Source organism: Massilia sp. DWR3-1-1 (assembly GCF_049898325.1).
Taxonomy (GTDB): Bacteria; Pseudomonadota; Gammaproteobacteria; order Burkholderiales; family Burkholderiaceae_D; genus JAFCUW01.
Map to the genome: position 1 here is coordinate 34,934 of NZ_JAFCXL010000027.1, position 16,642 is coordinate 51,575.

Here is a 16,642-nt window from a genome sequence, read left to right on the forward strand (position 1 = left end):
AATGTTTCAATAAATCAAGTCAGAGAAAGAAATGAAAAAGAAATGGATTGTCACACCGTCTTTGCTGCTGCTGACAGTGACCGGCGCGCTTGCCACCATGCCCGGGTGGCGGCACTCCGGCACCGGTGCCGCCCGATGATGCGATCGGGCCGCCACCGGCGACGCAAGCGAAGTGGGAGCAGCGCAACAACTTCCCCCAGCGCCTGTTCATGGGCGTCTGACGCCGCCGCCGGGCCGCATCGCTTGCGCTACAGGGCGGCCCATCCCATGCTTGCGAACACCAGTGCGACGACGACGACGGTGACGACGGTACGAGCGCTTCCCATGTCGCTGGCGGTGACGGTGAACTCGCCTTCGTCGTACGCCATGGGCTCGCCTCGCCCGAGGCACCTGTAGCCGGACATGCAGGTGAACAGGGTGATGAGCGGAAGGCCGGTGCCGAGTCCGTACCACCACACCCCGGGCATTCTGCGCAAGTACGCGCCGAAGCCGGGAACCTCGCCGCCAAGCGTGCGCACGCGCACCCCGAGTAGGGCTTTACCGATCGTCGAACCGAAAATACCGAAGACAATGGCCTCGGCCAGCAGCGCAAATGGCGTGGAGATCCAACTGAGCAGGGTGTCCGCGCCCGGTTGCTCGAGCCACTCCGCGAAGCCTGGCACGAAGATGATGCAGGGAATTCCAATGATCGCGCCGGCGGCGAAAGTCAATATCCAGGTATCGACCATGCGTGCGAAAAAACGCCGCCATGGATTGCTTGCCTCAACGGTGTTTGTTGCCTGCGCAACATGCGCCCAGCCGGGCCTTGCGGCTGCCATCCCTGCGTGGGTCGGGGGAAGGGGAGGGGGCACCGCTGGCACGGGCATGGACAAGGGCTGGGCGCTGCCTTGCGTCGACTGCGCCGGGTCAACCAGGCCAGCGAGCTCATCGATGTCCGCTACTCTTTGCCATTCAGCCATGCCAGGGCGCCAGGCCAGGGACGCGTCGTCCATGCTACCGTTCGCATACAAGCGGCGCATTTCCGCCAGATCGAGCGGGCCGGTTTGCTTCCCGAGGCTCGCGAAATACCATTGTCCAATCATTGTCTCTCCTGGTAATTCCCTATTCTAAACGCATGGTCGTGATATTGCCAATGAGGCAATAGAGGCGGAAGACTCACTCCTGGACTGATAATCGTATCCCCCTGTTGAGCTATGCGCTGAAAAAGTAGCCAGTGCAGACATCTTTCATCCGCCTCCGCGCCGGCGGGCAGGGCAGCGCCAGAGCCCCTCAGCAGCGTCGAGGTACTGCCGCTCCAGCCACGCTTCCCATGGCCAAGCACCGTCTCGCGCTAACAACATGTGCAAGCCGAAGTCGATCGGCCGCTTCTCTGCCAGCCACCGCCGTGAGCGCCACTGTTATCATGGAGGAACTTTGCAGGGTGAAGCCTGGCAAATTGCCGATCGAGGAGCGCGGATGCAATCAAGGCAAGACCGCCTGGCCAAACTGCTGCAGCACAGGCACGTCAAGGGCCTGGTCTTCGGCGCCGGGCTATTGGTGCTCGTGCATGTCGCTGGCACGCTGGGATACCACTACCTGGGGCGGCCAACCGCGTCGTGGATCGACAGCTTTTACATGACCTTCATTACCGTGGCCACGATCGGTTATGGCGAGACGGTCGACTTGAGCCACCATCCGATGGGGCGCCTGTTCACCGTGTTCATTGCCGTGTTGGGCATTGGTGCGATGAGTTATGTGTTTTCCACCGTCGTCGCCCTGCTGGTCGATGCGGATTTGAATGCGCACAGAAGGAGAAGGCGGATGGAAAAGGAAATCGCCAAGCTGTCCGGCCATTACATCGTGTGCGGGATTGGCCGCGTCGGCAGCAACGTGGCCAAGGAGCTGCTCACCACCCGGCGCCGCTTCGTGGTCGTCGAAAGCGGGCGGCCTTCGCTCGATGCGTGGCTCGAGCACCACCCGAACACCCTGTACGTGCATGACGACGCCGCCGACGACGCCGCCTTGCAGCGCGCCGGCTTGATGGGGGCCAGCGGCGTGTTCGCCGTCACCGGCGACGACAGCCACAATTTGATGATCGCCATGTCCGTCAAAATGCTCAATCCCAAGGTGCGCGTGGTGGTGCGCCTGCACGATGTGCGCAACGCCAAGAAGGCACGTCACGCCGGCGCGGACGAAATCGTGTCGCCCGATTTCACGGGCGGGATGCGCATCGCGTCGGCGATGGTACGGCCCCACGTGGTCAATTTCATGGACCAGATGCTGCGCAGCGAAGGCGGCATGCGCGTCGAGGAACTGGTGCTGCCGGCCGGTATGCCCGCGGTGGCGCTGGGGCAGCTGTTGCCCAGGTCGCGCTCCTACATCCTGATGGCCGCTTACGAGAACGATCAGTGGACCTTCAATCCGCCCGATGATCTAGCGGTGGGCGGCGGCGTGACGCTGGTGCTGATGGCCGATCCGGACGGGCGCGCGTTCGCGGAAGAGCAGATCCGCAAGCACCGCTGAACGGCGCCTGCGCCAGACGCGTGATGGCGCCCCTGTCTGCGAACAGGCAGCCGGGCCGGCCGATCCCTCACCGGCTTGCCCGCAGCATGGGATACGGATTGACCGCCCCGCCAGGTGCATACACCCCGTAGTGCAAATGCGGCGGTGTCCCCTTCGCATTGCCCGTATCGCCCACATACCCGAGTACCCGCCCGGCGCCGATGCGCATGCCCGCTTCCACATCGGCATGGCGCTCGAGGTGCGCATAATAATGCCGCTGGCCGCCCGGCCCCAGCACCCACACTACCAGGCCACCGAGGCGGTTGTCGCCGACCCGCACGACGAGCCCCTCGGTACTCGACAGCACCGGCGTGCCGCGCCTGGCGAAGATGTCGATGCCTTCGTGCTTGCGCCCTTCACTGCGCGCCCCGCCCCAGGTGTCGCGCAGTGCGCGCGCCGGCACGCCCTCGACGGGCACCGGCAGCCGCTGCGGCGTCGCCATGGCCACCAGGCGCACCATGTACAACGCCCACGCGATGGTTGGCGCGAGCAGGAAGTAGCCCGGCACGAGAAGGGCTGCGAGCAGCAGGACACGTAGAGCGATTCGCATGGCGGTTCCCTTGCAGCGATGAGATTGTCAGCAGATGGGGGCGGACCGGCGCATTGCCAGACTGCGGCGTGCGACTGCACGGGCCGGCCACGCTGCGGGCAAGCCAAGCCGCACGGCGCATGACGGGCTATCCCGCCAGTTCAGTGGGCACAATCAGGGTTTCCTTGATCTCCTCCATGACCACGTAGCTTTTCGACTGGGCGGCGCCGGGCAGGCTGAGCAGCATATCGCCCAGCAGCTTGCGGTATTCCGTCATCTCGTGGATGCGCGCCTTGATCAGGTAATCGAAGTCGCCCGAGACCAGGTGGCATTCCTGCACCTCCGGAATGCGCAGCACTTCGCGGCGGAACTGCTCGAAGGCGGAGGCCGATTTCTGGTTCAGCGTGATTTCCACGAACACCAGCAGCTTTGCGCCCAGCATGCGCGGATCGACCTTCGCATGGTAACCCGTGATGAAGCCGTCACGTTCCATGCGCCGCACCCGCTCGATGCACGGGGTCACGGACAGGCCCACGCGCTCGCCCAGATCCTTCATCGACAGGCGCCCTTCGTCCTGCAGGATGGCCAGGATGCGCCGGTCCAGCTTGTCGAGCGTGCGCGCGGCGTCCCTTTGAATTCGCATGATTTTCCACTTTATTTCTATGAATTTACGTGAACAAAAACTGGTTTAACCAATTTAATATAGCTGCAACCACTTAAATAGCCAAACAATTAATTTGATGGAGCAGGCATGCGTATCGTAGTCTTGGGCAGTGGCGTGGTTGGCGTGACGAGCGCATATTATCTGGCGCTGGCCGGCCACGACGTGACCGTCATCGACCGCCAGGGCGGACCGGGACAGGAAACGAGCTTTGCCAATGCCGGCCAGATCTCGCCCGGCTACGCTTCGCCATGGGCGGCCCCGGGGATTCCCCTGAAGGCCGTCAAGTGGATGCTGCAACGCCATTCGCCCCTGTCGATCGTGCCTGACGGCAGCGTGTTCCAGCTGCAATGGATGTGGCATATGCTGCGCAACTGCACCACCGCGCGCTACGCGGTCAACAAGGAGCGGATGGTGCGCCTGGCCGAGTACAGCCGCGACTGCCTCAAGCAACTGCGGGCCGACACCGGCATCCGCTACGAAGGCCGCCAGCAGGGCACCATGCAATTGTTCCGCACCGAGCAGCAACTGGCCAGCGCCGCCAAGGACATCGAGGTGCTGCGCGCGGCGGGCGTGCCCTACGAATTGCTCACGCCCGATCAACTCGCGCGCGCCGAACCGGCGCTCGAACTGGTCAAGCACAAGCTGACGGGCAGCCTGCGCCTGCCGAACGACGAAACGGGCGACTGCAATCTGTTCACGGTACGGCTGGCGGCGATGGCCGAAGCGCTGGGCGTCAAGTTTCGCCAGAATACGGCCATCGACCGGCTCGCCGTCGTGGGTGACCGCATCACGGGCGTGCATTGCGGCGCCGAGACGATCACGGCCGACGCCTATGTCGTCGCGCTGGGCGCCTTCTCGACGCCCCTGCTCAAGGCGATCGTCGACATTCCCGTCTACCCGATGAAGGGGTATTCGATCACGGTGCCCATTATCGACGAGCAGGCCGCGCCCACCTCGACCATCCTCGATGAAACCTACAAGATCGCCGTGACGCGCTTCGACGACCGCATCCGGGTCGGTGGCATGGCCGAACTGGCCGGCTTCGACACCCGCCTCAATCCGCGCCGCCGGGCCACGCTGGAAATGGTGGTCAACGACCTGTTCCCGCGCGCCGGCGACAGCGCGCGCGCCTCGTTCTGGACGGGACTGCGGCCGATGACGCCGGACGGCACCCCCATCGTCGGCGCCACCGCCGTGCGCAACCTGTTCCTCAATACGGGGCATGGCACGCTGGGCTGGACCATGTCGTGCGGCTCGGCGCAATTGCTGGCCGACCTGATGTCGGGGCGCCGCCCGGCCATTCGCGCCGACGACCTGGCCATCGGCCGCTACCAGGCAGTTGGGCAGGGCGGGCAGTTGCTGCCCGCCCACGGCTAACTGACGCTGCGCTGGCCGCGCCGCCGTTCAGCGCGCGGCCAGTTGCCTTAACAGCGTTTCCACGGTGGCCAGGTCGGCCGGCTTGGTCAGGTGCCCGTCAAAGCCGGCGCTGGTCGAGCGGTGGCGGTCCTGCTCGGCGCCCCAGCCGGTCAGCGCCACCAGCGTCGCCTGCGCCATGCCGTCGATGCGCCGCAAGGCGGGCGCCACGTCGAAGCCGCTCTGGTCCGGCAAGCCAATATCGAGAAACACCACCTGCGGCAGGAATGCGGCGGCGGCGGCCACGGCGCTGGCGCCGTCATGGACGATGCGCACCGCGTGGCCGCGCAGGGCCAGCAGCTGGCCCAGCATCTGCGCGGCATCGACATTGTCATCGACCACCAGCACCCGCAGCGTGGCGGCGTCCGGATCGGCCTGAAGGCCGGCCGGCGCAGGCACCGGCGGCGCCTGCGCGGCCAGCGGCAGCAGCACGGTAAAACAGCTGCCCTGGCCGGCGCCGGCGCTGTGCACGGCCACGCTGCCGCCATGCAGCTCGACCAGCCGGCGCACCAGGTTCAGTCCCACGCCCAAGCCGCCCTGCGCCATGCCGTGCTCGCGCTGGGCCTGGGCGTACATGTCGAACACCAGCGCCAGCATGGCGGCCTCGATGCCGATGCCGTTGTCGGTCACCGCGATGGCGATGGCGTCGCCTTGCTGGCGCGCCTCGATCGCGATGTGGCCGCCCGCCGGGGTGTACCTGGCGGCGTTGTTGAGCAAATTCGACAGCACCTGGGCGATGCGGTGGCGATCGACGTGCAGGCAAATCGGCAGCGCCGGCAGGTGCTGTGCGAGGGTGTGGCGGCCGGCGTCGATCAGCGGCATGCTGATCTCGATGGCGTCGCTGACCACCTGCGTGAGCAGCACCGGCGCGCGGCGCAGCTCGACCTTGCCCTCCGACAGGCGCGCCATGTCGAGCAGGTCGTCGACCAGGTGCACCATGTGGTCGACCTGACGCCGCATCATCGCCTGCACCTCGGTGTTGCCGTGCGCCGCAGGGCGCAGGCGCATCAGGTCCAGGCCCGTGCGGATCGGCGCGAGCGGGTTGCGCAGCTCGTGCGCGAGGGTGAACAGGAACTCGCTCTGCATGCGGTTTTTTTCGGCCAGCGCGTCGGCCAGCCGCTGCAGCTCGTGGGCGGCATGCTTGTGCGGGCTGATGTCGAAGGTGACGCCGTCAAAGCGCATGGTCTGGCCCTTCTCGTTGCGGTCGCACCAGCCGATCGCCCGTAGCCAGCGGTTCGCCGCTTCGTGGTAAAACTCCAGGTCGAGCGTGACGCCGTCGCGTTGCGCGGTGGCGATTGCGCCGGCCAGGCGCGCGCGGTCGGCCGGCCCCAGCGCCGCCAGCAGGTCGGCCAGCGGCACGTCGCGCATGGCGCCCAGGCCCAGGTGGCCGGCCATCTGCTCGTTGAGCTGGTAGCGCTCGAACGGCGCGTCGGCATACCAGACGCCGATGTCGCCGGCGCGCGCGACCTGCTCGAGGCGCTGCTGCAAGGTGGTGCGGGCGTCGATGTCGACCACCGTGCCGACAAAGCCGCCCGGCTGGCCGTCGTCATCGAAGCGCGGCGTGCCCGAATCGGCGAACCAGCGGTAGCTGCCGTCGGCCCGGCGCAGGCGGTAGTCGAACGAGAACGGCGCGTGCGCGGCCATGGCTGCCTGGCAGATATCTCTCGCGCGCGCGACGTCATCGGGATGGATGTTCTCGAACCAGCCGAAGCCCAGGTCCTGGGCGGCGCTGCGGCCCGTGTAGTCGTACCATTGCTTGCTCAGGTAGGTGCAGGCGCCGCTGGCGTCGGTGGTCCACAGCATCACCGGCGCCTGATCGATGAGCGAACGGAAATACGCCTCGTGCTTGCGCAGGGCCTGCTGCTGCAGGCGGCGTTCGCGGCCCAGTTCAATCTGGCGGCGCACCCGCGCCAGCAGTTCGTTGGCGGCGAACGGCTTGACCATGTAGTCGTCGGCGCCCGCCTGCAGGCCCTCGATCTTGGCCTCTTCGCCGGCGCGCGCCGACAGCAGCATCACGGGCAGGCGCTGCAGCACGGCGTCGGCGCGGATGCGCGCGAGCAGCGCGAAGCCGTCCAGCCGCGGCATCATGACGTCGCTGAGCAGCAGGTCGATGTCGTTTTCTTGCAGGCGCGCGTAGGCCGCTTCGCCATCGGCGCAGACGACGACCTCGGCGTGCGGCTCGAGCAGCGTGGCCAGGTAGGCGCGCATGTCGCTGTTGTCGTCGGCGATCAGGATGCGCGGCAGGTCGGCGGCCAGCGCGCCCGCCGGCACCGGGACTGCGGCTGACACTGGGGCCGGGGCGGGCGCATCGGGCAGCCAGCGCAGCGCCTCCTCGACGAAGGCGGCGCCCATCCGGCCGGCGTCGGCGCTGTCGCCGGCCGCTTCGAGCAGGCGTTCCGGCGGCAGGTGCGCGTGGCCGAACGGGATGTCGACATCGAAGCGGCTGCCCTGGCCAGGCGTACTGTGGACGGCGATCGCGCCGCCGTGCAGGCGCACCAGTTCCTGGATCAGCGCCAGGCCGATGCCGGTGCCCTCGTAGGTGCGCCCGAGGCTGCCCTCGATGCGGTGAAAACGCTCGAACACGCGCCCCAGTTCGGACGCGGCGATGCCGCTGCCGGTGTCGCGTACCGACAGGCGCGCCATGCCCTCGTGGCGCGCCAGGGTCAGCGTGACGCTGCCGGCGAGGGTGAATTTGAAGGCGTTCGAGAGCAGGTTGAAGACGATCTTTTCCCACATGTCGCGATCGACCCAGACTGGCTGACCCAGCTCCGCCACCTCGACGTGGTAAGCGAGGCCGCCCTTTGCCATCGCCGACTCGAACACGCTGGCCAGGTCGAGCGTCAGGCGCGCCAGGTCCAGCGGCGCATGGCTGGCCTGCACGCGGCCGGCCTCGATGCGCGAAAAATCGAGCAGCGAGTTGACCAGTTTGAGCAGGCGCAGGGCGTTGCGCTGGGTCAGATCGAGGCGGCGCCGCTGGAGCGGGCCGAGCGCTTCGTCCTGGTCGCGCAGGGCATCCTCGAGCGGGCCCAGGATCAGCGTCAGCGGGGTGCGAAATTCGTGCGAGACGTTGGAAAAAAACGCCGTCTTGGCGCGGTCGATCTGCGCCAGTTCGTCGGCTCTTCTCTGCTCTTTTTCGTAGGCGATGACGTTGCCGACGGCGGTGTTGAGAGCGGCGCCCAGCAGGTCGTAGAAATTGCGATAGTCGGCGTCGAGCGCGCGCGCGGCGCTGACGCCGGCGACGACGAAGCCGTACAGGTCGTGCTGGCCGGCCACGCTGATCGGCAGCACCAGCGCCGCGTCCGGCACGTGTTCGTAAGGCCCGCAGGCAGCGCCCGCCAGGCGCCCGGCCAGGCCCGTCACCACGGTCGCCGCGCGCGCCAGCGCGCTGCTGGCGAACGGCCAGACGGCGTCATCGAAGGCGATGCTGGAAGGCGCCATGGCCGGATGGCCGGCCAGGCCGGCGCTGCCCTTGAGCAGCAGCGTGCCGCTGTCGGCATCAAACCGGTAGAGCAGCATGAAGGGCAGGTCGAGCGCCATCGCCGGGTAGTGCGCTTCGAGGTTGCGGCCGACATCGTCGATCACGCGGGCGTCGGCAATGGCGCCATTGAGGTCGCGCAGGCACTGGCTGCGGCGCGCGTTGAGCACCGATGACGTGGTCTCGGTAATCGGGTGAAAAATGCCGCCCACCGCGCCCGACTCGTCGCGAATCGGCGAAAACGAAAACGTCATGAAGGCTTCCTCGAGGTAGCCGTGACGGTCGAGGAACATGCGCTGGTCCCTGATGTAGGCGCCTTGGCCCTGGTGGGCGCTGTCGAACGCGTCACCCACCACCGGCAGCGCGCTGGCCCAGATCTCCTTGAACGGCGCGCCCATCGAGCGCGGATGCAGGCCGCCGCAGATGGGCCGGTAGGCGTCGTTGTAGATCTGGATGTCGTCCGGCCCCCACGCCACCAGGATCGGGAAGGTCGACGACAGGCACAGGCTGACGGAAGTGCGCAGGCTTTGCGGCCAGCCCTGCGGCGGGCCCAGCGCGGTGGCCGACCAGTCGATCGCGCGGATCAGGGTGCCCATCTCGCCACCGCCGGAGAGCCAGCTGAGGTCGTCGTTGGTGGGGGAGGGGGAGCAGGGAGGCAACATGGATCCGGAGTGGGTAGGCGAACAAAATCGACAAATGCTGCGAGAGTCGATATTGTAAGGCAGTGCGCCCACAGCTCGCGTCCAACGTCTGCCTCACGCCAATCCGTTCACCTCAACCTTGCCGACATCGCCCATGCCCACCCTGCGCCGCCCGCTGCTGCTTTGCCTGATCACCGCCTGCCTTGCCACCCCCGGGTTCGCCCGCGCCGCCACCGCCGCCGCGCCAGCGCTGGCGCAGCGGGCCAACGCCAGCATCGACCAGTTGGCCGGCGCCTTCTACCAGGCGCGCGCCCGCTTCGATCCCTTGATGATCACCGCCAATGGCGACTCCCGCTACGACGACCAGTTGGGCATCAATATCGCGCCCGCCGTGCGTGCGGCGCACTTTGCCCGCTACCGCCAGTTGCGCCGGCAACTGGCGGCCATCCCGCGCGGCGCCCTCGATGAAGCGCGCCAGCTCACGCGAGACCTGCTCGCTTACGAACTCGATGCCGAACTGGCACTGGCGCCGTTTCCGGCCCACCTGCTGCCGCTCGACCAGTTCGACAATGTGCCCGGCACCCTGGCCAACTACGCCAGCGGCGCCGGCTCGCAGCCGCTCGTCACCGTCGCCCATTACCGCGCCTACCTGGGCCGGCTGCGGCAGTTGCCTGCCTGGCTAGACCAGGCGGTGCGCAATATGCGCGAAGGGATACGCCGTGGCGTCGTCCAGCCGGCATCGATCAGCGCGGCGATGCTGCCCCAGTTCCGGCAACTGCGCAGCAAGACGATCGAAGAGAGCGTGTTTTATACGCCCGTCAGGCAGATGCCGGCCGATTTTTCGGCGGCCGAGCGCGCCGAGCTGAGCGCGGCGTACCGCCAGGTGATCGGGCAGGGCATCGCCCCCGCGCTGGCGCGCCTGGTGGACTTTGTCGAACGCGATTATCTGCCTGCCAGCCGCGCCAGCAGCGGCTGGCAGGCGCTGCCCAATGGCGCCGCCTGGTACCAGGCACTGATCGGGCACCGCACCAACTTGCCGCTCACGCCCGATCAAATCCATCAGACGGGCTTGCGGGAAGTGGCGCGCATCGAGGCGCAGTGGGCGCAGCTGGGCCCCAGGCTGGGCTACACGGGCGCGCCGAAGGGCTTGCCCCAGTGGGTCGAGGCGCAGGCGGCATTCAAGCCCTTCAGCAGCGAGCAGCAGGTGCTCGACGCCTACCGCCAGCTCGACGCCACCATCCAGGCCAGGTTGCCGGCCTACTTCACGCAGTTGCCGAAGTCGGCCATGGAAATTTTGCCGGAGCCGGCCTTGAGCCGGGCCACGGCGTCCGACCATTACACGCCGGCGGCGGCCGACGGCTCGCACCCGGGCGTGTTCTGGGTGGTGGTCAATGACCCCAGGGACTACAGCCGCGCCGGCATGACGACCCTGTTCCTGCACGAAGCGCAGCCTGGCCACCACCTGCATGCGGGCCTGCTCAAGGAGCTTGCGCTGCCGGACTTCAGAAAATTCAATACCGAGGACATGAACAGCGCCGCCTTCACGGAAGGCTGGGCCCTGTACGCTGAAACGCTGGGCCAGCAATTTGGCCTGTACGACGATCCGCTGGCGTATTTCGGCCACCTCAACGATGAACTGTTGCGTGCCGCGCGCCTGGTGGTCGATACGGGCATCCATGCCAGGGGCTGGAGCCGCCAGCAGGCGATCGACTACCTGCGCGACACACTGGGCGTGAGCGAAGCGCGCGCCACCAACCAGGTGCAGCGCTACATGGTGTGGCCGGCCCAGGCGCTCAGCTACAAACTGGGCGCCCTGAAAATCCAGGCCTTGCGCGACAAGGCACGGGCGGCGCTGGGCGAGCGCTTCAGCCTGGCCGAGTTTCACCAGGTGGTGCTGGGGCAGGGCACCTTGCCACTGCCGATCCTCGAGCAGCGGGTCGAGCGCTGGATTGCCGCCAGCGGCGGGATCGTGCGTCCCTGAGCGCCAGCGCGTCACCGACGCGCTGGCGCCCGGTCCTTTACGCTGCCTTGAGCAAGGCGCGCTGGCGCGCCGGCCGGCTGCCCGCGGCCGCGGGCGCCGCCTTGGCCTGCACCTTGAACACGCTCACGGCCTGCGACAGCTGCATGGCCTGACCGTCGAGCGCGGCGGCGGCGGCGGCCGCTTCTTCCACCAGCGCCGCGTTTTGCTGCGTCACTTCGTCCATGTGCGCCACCGCCTGGTTGACCTGCTCGATGCCGGCGCTCTGTTCGCGCGAGGCGGCGGAAATGTCACCGAGAATGGTGGTGACGCGCTCGACCGCCTCGACGATATTGCCCATGGTGGAGCTGGCGCGGGTGGCCAGATCGGTGCCGTGCTTGACCTTGCTGCCGGAGATGTCGATCAGGGTCTTGATTTCGCGGGCGGCGGCGGCCGAGCGTTGCGCCAGGTTGCGCACTTCGCCGGCGACGACGGCAAAGCCGCGCCCCTGTTCACCGGCGCGCGCCGCTTCGACGGCGGCGTTGAGCGCCAGGATATTGGTTTGAAACGCGATGCCGTCGATCAGCGAAATGATCTCGACGATCTGCCCCGAGGAGGCGCTGATGTCGTGCATGGTCGCCATCATCTTCTGCACCGCCTCGCCACCTTCGCGCGCCACGGTCGACGCCATCGCGGCCAGCTGGTCCGCCTCACCGGCGGCGGAGGCGTTCTGTTTCACGGTGGCGGAAAACTCTTCCATGCTGGCGGCGGTTTGCTCGAGGCTGGCCGCTTGCGCTTCGGTACGCTTTGACAGGTCCATATTGCCGGAAGCGATTTCGCCGGTGCCGTGCTGGATCGAGGTCACATTGGCATGGACGTCGCCGATGATGGCCGTCAGGTTCACATTCATCTGTTGCAGGGCCCGCAGCAGCTGGCCCACGTCGTCGTTGCGCACTGTACTGAAGCGGCTCGACAAGTCACCGGCGGCGATCGCGCGCGCCACGTCGATCGCCAGGCGCAGGGGGACGATGATGGTCGAATGCAGGCTGATCCACAGGTACAGTGCCACCGCGATGGCCAGCACGCCAAAGCCGGCCACGACGGTGCGCTCGGCCCCGGCGTTGACCGCCGCCACGCACAGCACCACGATGGCCAGCATCAGCACGGTGATGGCGCCGCCGATCCGTTTCGTCAGGCTCAGATCGCGCCAGCGCCGCGCCATACTGGTCACGCCCACCGGCACCAGGGCGCCCTCGCGGATCGCCATGCCGTGCGCTTTTTTCTCGCGCACCAGCTTGTAGCCCTTTTCGGCGCCCTCGATATCGCTGCGCGAGGCGCGCGTGCGCACCGACATATAGCCAACCGTGCGGCCCGCCTCGCGCACCGGCGTGACGTTGGCCAGGATCCAGTAAAAATCGCCGTTCTTGCAGCGGTTTTTCACCAGGCCCGTCCACGGCACCCCGGCCTTGATCGAGTGCCACATGTCGGCAAACGCCTCGACCGGCATGTCAGGATGGCGGATGATGTTCTGGGGCGCGCCGATCAGCTCGATTTCGCTGAAGCCGCTCACCTCGACAAAGTAAGGATTGACGTAAGTAATATTACCTTGCATGTCCGTCTTGGAGACAATCGATTCGCCCTCGTGGATGAGCCGCTCGGTCGCCGTTACCGGTAAATTTGTCCGCATAATTTTTCCTGTCGGTTGGGCGCGCCCCTCGATTGCTGCGAGGTCGGCGCAAGGCGGGCTGCGGCGCAGCCTGGGGCGCATGCTGTGATGCTGCCCCGACGATGTGTTGCCTAGAGTTAAGGGTAGCTGTGAGCCCGGGCTGTATCAACACCCCGAACTAACTAGATGGCGACGCCTGTGCGTGCGCTGGGAGCGGATTTTGGTTACAAGCGAGACGCTGATATTGTAGAAATAATAACGTTAATTCGGCAGGCATTGGGTAAGGTAGTGCTGCTGAAAAAACCCGCTATCTGTTAAATGAGAGCCATTTTTAGTTAAGATAATATTGTAACCTATCTACAGTCGCACGTTTGTCCAGGGTCGATTGCGGTTCAATAAGACGGTTTGATCGCCAATGATTCGGCGTAATGGTGTTGTATTTCCGCCCGCGGGCGGCTGTCACGAGCGCCGTGGCGATCGTGACAGCGCGCCAGTGGACCGCCAGTGGCCGCGTTTTTCAGCCTTCACGAGGCGATGCGAAAAAATCCACCTTCATGTAGTTCAGTTACTCCGTAAAAAAATTTATACAAATCTATTGAACTAAATCAATTGCCTTACGTCAAAGCAGTACACCCACTTGATGTAAGGAAGTTTTAAATGAACGCAACAGTCAACACCTCGATCACCGCGATCGCCCTCGCCATTGCCAGTGTCGGTACTTTCAGCGCCACCCAGGCCCAGGCCCAAGCGCACCGCGGCCATGGCCATGGCCATTGGCATGGCACCGCCCCCATCGCCGATGTCGCCCCCACCCCCACCCCCACCGCCCCCGCTGCCCCCGTCACCGCCCCCACCACCGACGTCGGCGCCAATGCCAACGCCACCATCGCCGCCGCCGCAGCCAGTATTTATCACCTGTACGTCTCACCCACTGGCAGTGACAGCAGCAGTGGCAGCATCAGCGCGCCGTTCCGTACCATCGGCAAGGCCGCCAGCGTCGCCAAGCCATCGACCACCGTGCACGTCGCCCCTGGCAGCTACGGCAACGTGAGCAACAGCAAATCGGGCACGGCCACTGGCCGCCTGCGCTTTGTCTCCGACACCAAGTGGGGCGCCAAGATCGTCGGCACCGGCACCGAGGCCCATTTCACCAACAACGGCAGCTATGTCGACATCGTCGGCTTCGATATTTCCGGCAGCGGCCGCCTGGGCGTGCTCAACTATGGCTCCTTCACCAGCATCGAGGGCAACCATGTCCACGACCTGAAAATTTCCGGCGGCTGCAACGGCTCCGGCGGCGCCGGCATCGTCGACGCCAATTACACGGCCACCGATGCCGACATCATCGGCAACGTGGTCCACGACATCGGCGTGCCGGGCAAGTGCAACGGGGTGCAGGGCATCTATCACTCGAACTTGCGCGGCAAGATTTACAACAACATCGTCTACCGCGTGTCTGCCTGGGGCATCCACCTGTGGCATGCGGCCAATAATGTGGTGATCGCCAACAACACGGTGTTCCGCAACGGCACCAGCTCGATGGGCGGCGGGATTGAAACGGGCAGCGGCGATTCGCCGGGCGGCATCGTGCTCAACAACACCACCGTGGTCAACAACATCGTCTACGACAACCCGGGCGCTTCGATCACCCAGTACTGCTATTCGGGCGTGAGCTGCATCGGTTCGAGCAACGTCACCGCCAACAACCTGGTGTACGGCAATGGCCGCGGCGTTGCGCTGAAAGTGGGCAGCGCCACCGGCACCATCGCCGCCGCGCCCCAGTTCGTCAACTACCTGCCGGCTGGCGGCGGCGACTACCGTCTCAAGAATACCTCCCCGGCCGTCAACAAGGGCACGGCGAGCAAGGCGCCGGCAGTCGACATCGACGGCCGCGCCCGTCCGCTCGGTGGCGCCATCGACATCGGCGCTTACGAGAATTACTGATCGCCCGATCCGCTAGCGGGGCGTCGATGATGCCCCCTTGATGCCAAAGCCCCCGGCTCGCCCGGGGGCTTTTTTCCTTGTGGTGGGGACCTTGCGCGTGCATGCCAAGGCGATAACTGAGATGCAGTTCAAATACACCGCAAAAAAGTTTCCGCAAAACTAGTGAACTAAATCAATTTCCCTACGTCAAAGAAGTACCCCCACTTGATGTAAGGAAGTTTCAAATGAACGCTACCATCAACACCACGATCGCCGCTGCCGCCCTCGCCATTGCCAGTGCCAGTGCCAGTGCCTCCAGCGCCAACCAGGCCCTGGGCGCCGACTTCGGCGCCAACGCCAACGCCATCGCCGCCGCCGCCGCGGCCAGCATTTATCATTTGTACGTCTCGCCCACGGGCAAGGATACCAACAGCGGCAGCATCAGCGCGCCGTTCCGTACCATCGGCAAGGCCGCCAGCGTCGCCAAGCCATCGACCACCGTGCACGTCGCTGCCGGCACCTACGGCAACGTGAGCAACAGCAAATCGGGCACGGCCACTGGCCGCCTGCGCTTTGTCTCCGACACCAAGTGGGGTGCCAAGATCGTCGGCACCGGCACCGAGGCCCATTTCACCAACAGCGGCAGCTATGTCGACATCGTCGGCTTCGATATTTCCGGCAGCGGCCGCCTGGGCGTGCTCAACTATGGCTCCTTCACCAGCATCGAGGGCAACCATGTCCACGACCTGAAAATTTCCGGCGGCTGCAACGGCTCCGGCGGCGCCGGCATCGTCGACGCCAATTACACGGCCACCGATGCCGACATCATCGGCAACGTGGTCCACGACATCGGCGTGCCGGGCAAGTGCAACGGTGTGCAGGGCATCTATCACTCGAACTTGCGCGGCAAGATTTACAACAACATCGTCTACCGCGTGTCCGCCTGGGGCATCCACCTGTGGCATGCGGCCAATAATGTGGTGATCGCCAACAACACGGTGTTCCGCAACGGCACCAGCTCGATGGGCGGCGGGATTGAAACGGGCAGCGGCGATTCGCCGGGCGGCATCGTGCTCAACAACACTACCGTGGTCAACAACATCGTCTACGACAACCCGGGCGCTTCGATCACCCAGTACTGCTATTCGGGCGTGAGCTGCATCGGTTCGAGCAACGTCACCGCCAACAACCTGGTGTACGGCAATGGCCGCGGCATTGCGCTGAAAGTAGGCAGCGCCACCGGCACCATCGCCGCCGCGCCCCAGTTCGTCAACTACCTGCCGGCTGGCGGCGGCGACTACCGTCTCAAGAATACCTCCCCGGCCGTCAACAAGGGCACGGCGAGCAAGGCGCCGGCAGTCGACATCGACGGCCGCGCCCGTCCGCTCGGTGGCGCCATCGACATCGGCGCGTACGAAAGCTATTGATGTCGGTGGGCGTGAGCCCAAAAAAACGACGGCAGAAATGCCGTCGTTTTTTTTCATGGCGCTTTCACCGTTTGCTGTGGGTCGACCCCGAACCGATGTGAACTGCCGAGGTCAAACCTGCTCCACCAACCTACCGGGAGCGGGGCATGGCACAAGGCAAGCAGGTCCGTCCTAATTTCACCCGCCTGTTCTCCCGGCTGCGCGCCTTTAATACCCACCAGAGGCTGGCCGTGTGCTGCTTTATGTCGGCGCTCGTCAACGGCGAGCGCATCGCCGCGCTGATCGATCAGATCGCCCGTGCGCACAGCGTGTGTCCCCGCTGCGCATCGCGCCAATTCGGCCGCCACGGCTTCGCCAATGGCCTGCAGCGATACCGCTGCAGCGCCTGTGGAAAAACCTTCAATGG

General features: G+C 65.7%; 11 protein-coding genes. 6 read left to right on the plus strand and 5 right to left on the minus strand.

Going from position 1 to position 16,642, the window contains the following annotated elements:
* Positions 1-248: 248 nt before the first annotated feature.
* Complete coding sequence (locus ACP7EY_RS21535) at positions 249-1,082, minus strand: RDD family protein (protein WP_426197264.1); 834 nt, start codon at positions 1,080-1,082, stop codon at positions 249-251.
* 373 nt (positions 1,083-1,455) lie between these two features.
* Here ACP7EY_RS21535 and ACP7EY_RS21540 point away from each other — a divergent pair, with 373 nt between their 5' ends.
* Complete coding sequence (locus ACP7EY_RS21540) at positions 1,456-2,502, plus strand: potassium channel family protein (protein WP_426197266.1); 1,047 nt, start codon at positions 1,456-1,458, stop codon at positions 2,500-2,502.
* A gap of 67 nt (positions 2,503-2,569) precedes the next feature.
* Here the strand turns inward: ACP7EY_RS21540 and ACP7EY_RS21545 are convergent, their stop codons facing one another.
* Positions 2,570-3,091 (minus strand): M23 family metallopeptidase, encoded by a 522-nt coding sequence (locus ACP7EY_RS21545; protein WP_426197268.1) that lies wholly within the window; start codon positions 3,089-3,091, stop codon positions 2,570-2,572.
* A gap of 127 nt (positions 3,092-3,218) precedes the next feature.
* On the minus strand, positions 3,219-3,713 hold the full coding sequence (locus ACP7EY_RS21550; protein WP_426197270.1) for an Lrp/AsnC ligand binding domain-containing protein: 495 nt from the start codon (positions 3,711-3,713) through the stop codon (positions 3,219-3,221).
* A 108-nt stretch (positions 3,714-3,821) separates the two neighbouring features.
* On the opposite strand from ACP7EY_RS21550, the gene ACP7EY_RS21555 reads away from it, so the two are divergent.
* On the plus strand, positions 3,822-5,111 hold the full coding sequence (locus ACP7EY_RS21555) for a D-amino acid dehydrogenase (RefSeq protein WP_426197272.1): 1,290 nt from the start codon (positions 3,822-3,824) through the stop codon (positions 5,109-5,111).
* A gap of 27 nt (positions 5,112-5,138) precedes the next feature.
* Here ACP7EY_RS21555 and ACP7EY_RS21560 read toward each other — a convergent pair whose 3' ends face one another.
* Positions 5,139-9,284, minus strand: coding sequence for an ATP-binding protein (locus ACP7EY_RS21560; RefSeq protein ID WP_426197274.1), 4,146 nt, complete (start codon positions 9,282-9,284; stop codon positions 5,139-5,141).
* 133 nt (positions 9,285-9,417) lie between these two features.
* On the opposite strand from ACP7EY_RS21560, the gene ACP7EY_RS21565 reads away from it, so the two are divergent.
* Positions 9,418-11,244 (plus strand): DUF885 domain-containing protein, encoded by a 1,827-nt coding sequence (locus ACP7EY_RS21565; protein ID WP_426197276.1) that lies wholly within the window; start codon positions 9,418-9,420, stop codon positions 11,242-11,244.
* Positions 11,245-11,281: 37 nt separating this feature from the next.
* Here ACP7EY_RS21565 and ACP7EY_RS21570 read toward each other — a convergent pair whose 3' ends face one another.
* On the minus strand, positions 11,282-12,907 hold the full coding sequence (locus ACP7EY_RS21570) for a methyl-accepting chemotaxis protein (RefSeq protein WP_426197277.1): 1,626 nt from the start codon (positions 12,905-12,907) through the stop codon (positions 11,282-11,284).
* Positions 12,908-13,543: 636 nt separating this feature from the next.
* On the opposite strand from ACP7EY_RS21570, the gene ACP7EY_RS21575 reads away from it, so the two are divergent.
* The 3 genes from ACP7EY_RS21575 to ACP7EY_RS21585 all read left to right on the plus strand — a co-directional run.
* Positions 13,544-14,830 (plus strand): choice-of-anchor Q domain-containing protein, encoded by a 1,287-nt coding sequence (locus ACP7EY_RS21575; RefSeq protein WP_426197279.1) that lies wholly within the window; start codon positions 13,544-13,546, stop codon positions 14,828-14,830.
* Between the two features lie 224 nt (positions 14,831-15,054).
* Positions 15,055-16,236, plus strand: coding sequence for a choice-of-anchor Q domain-containing protein (locus tag ACP7EY_RS21580; RefSeq protein WP_426197281.1), 1,182 nt, complete (start codon positions 15,055-15,057; stop codon positions 16,234-16,236).
* Between the two features lie 146 nt (positions 16,237-16,382).
* A partial coding sequence (locus ACP7EY_RS21585) for a transposase (RefSeq protein ID WP_426197283.1) occupies positions 16,383-16,642 on the plus strand: 260 nt, incomplete at its 3' end.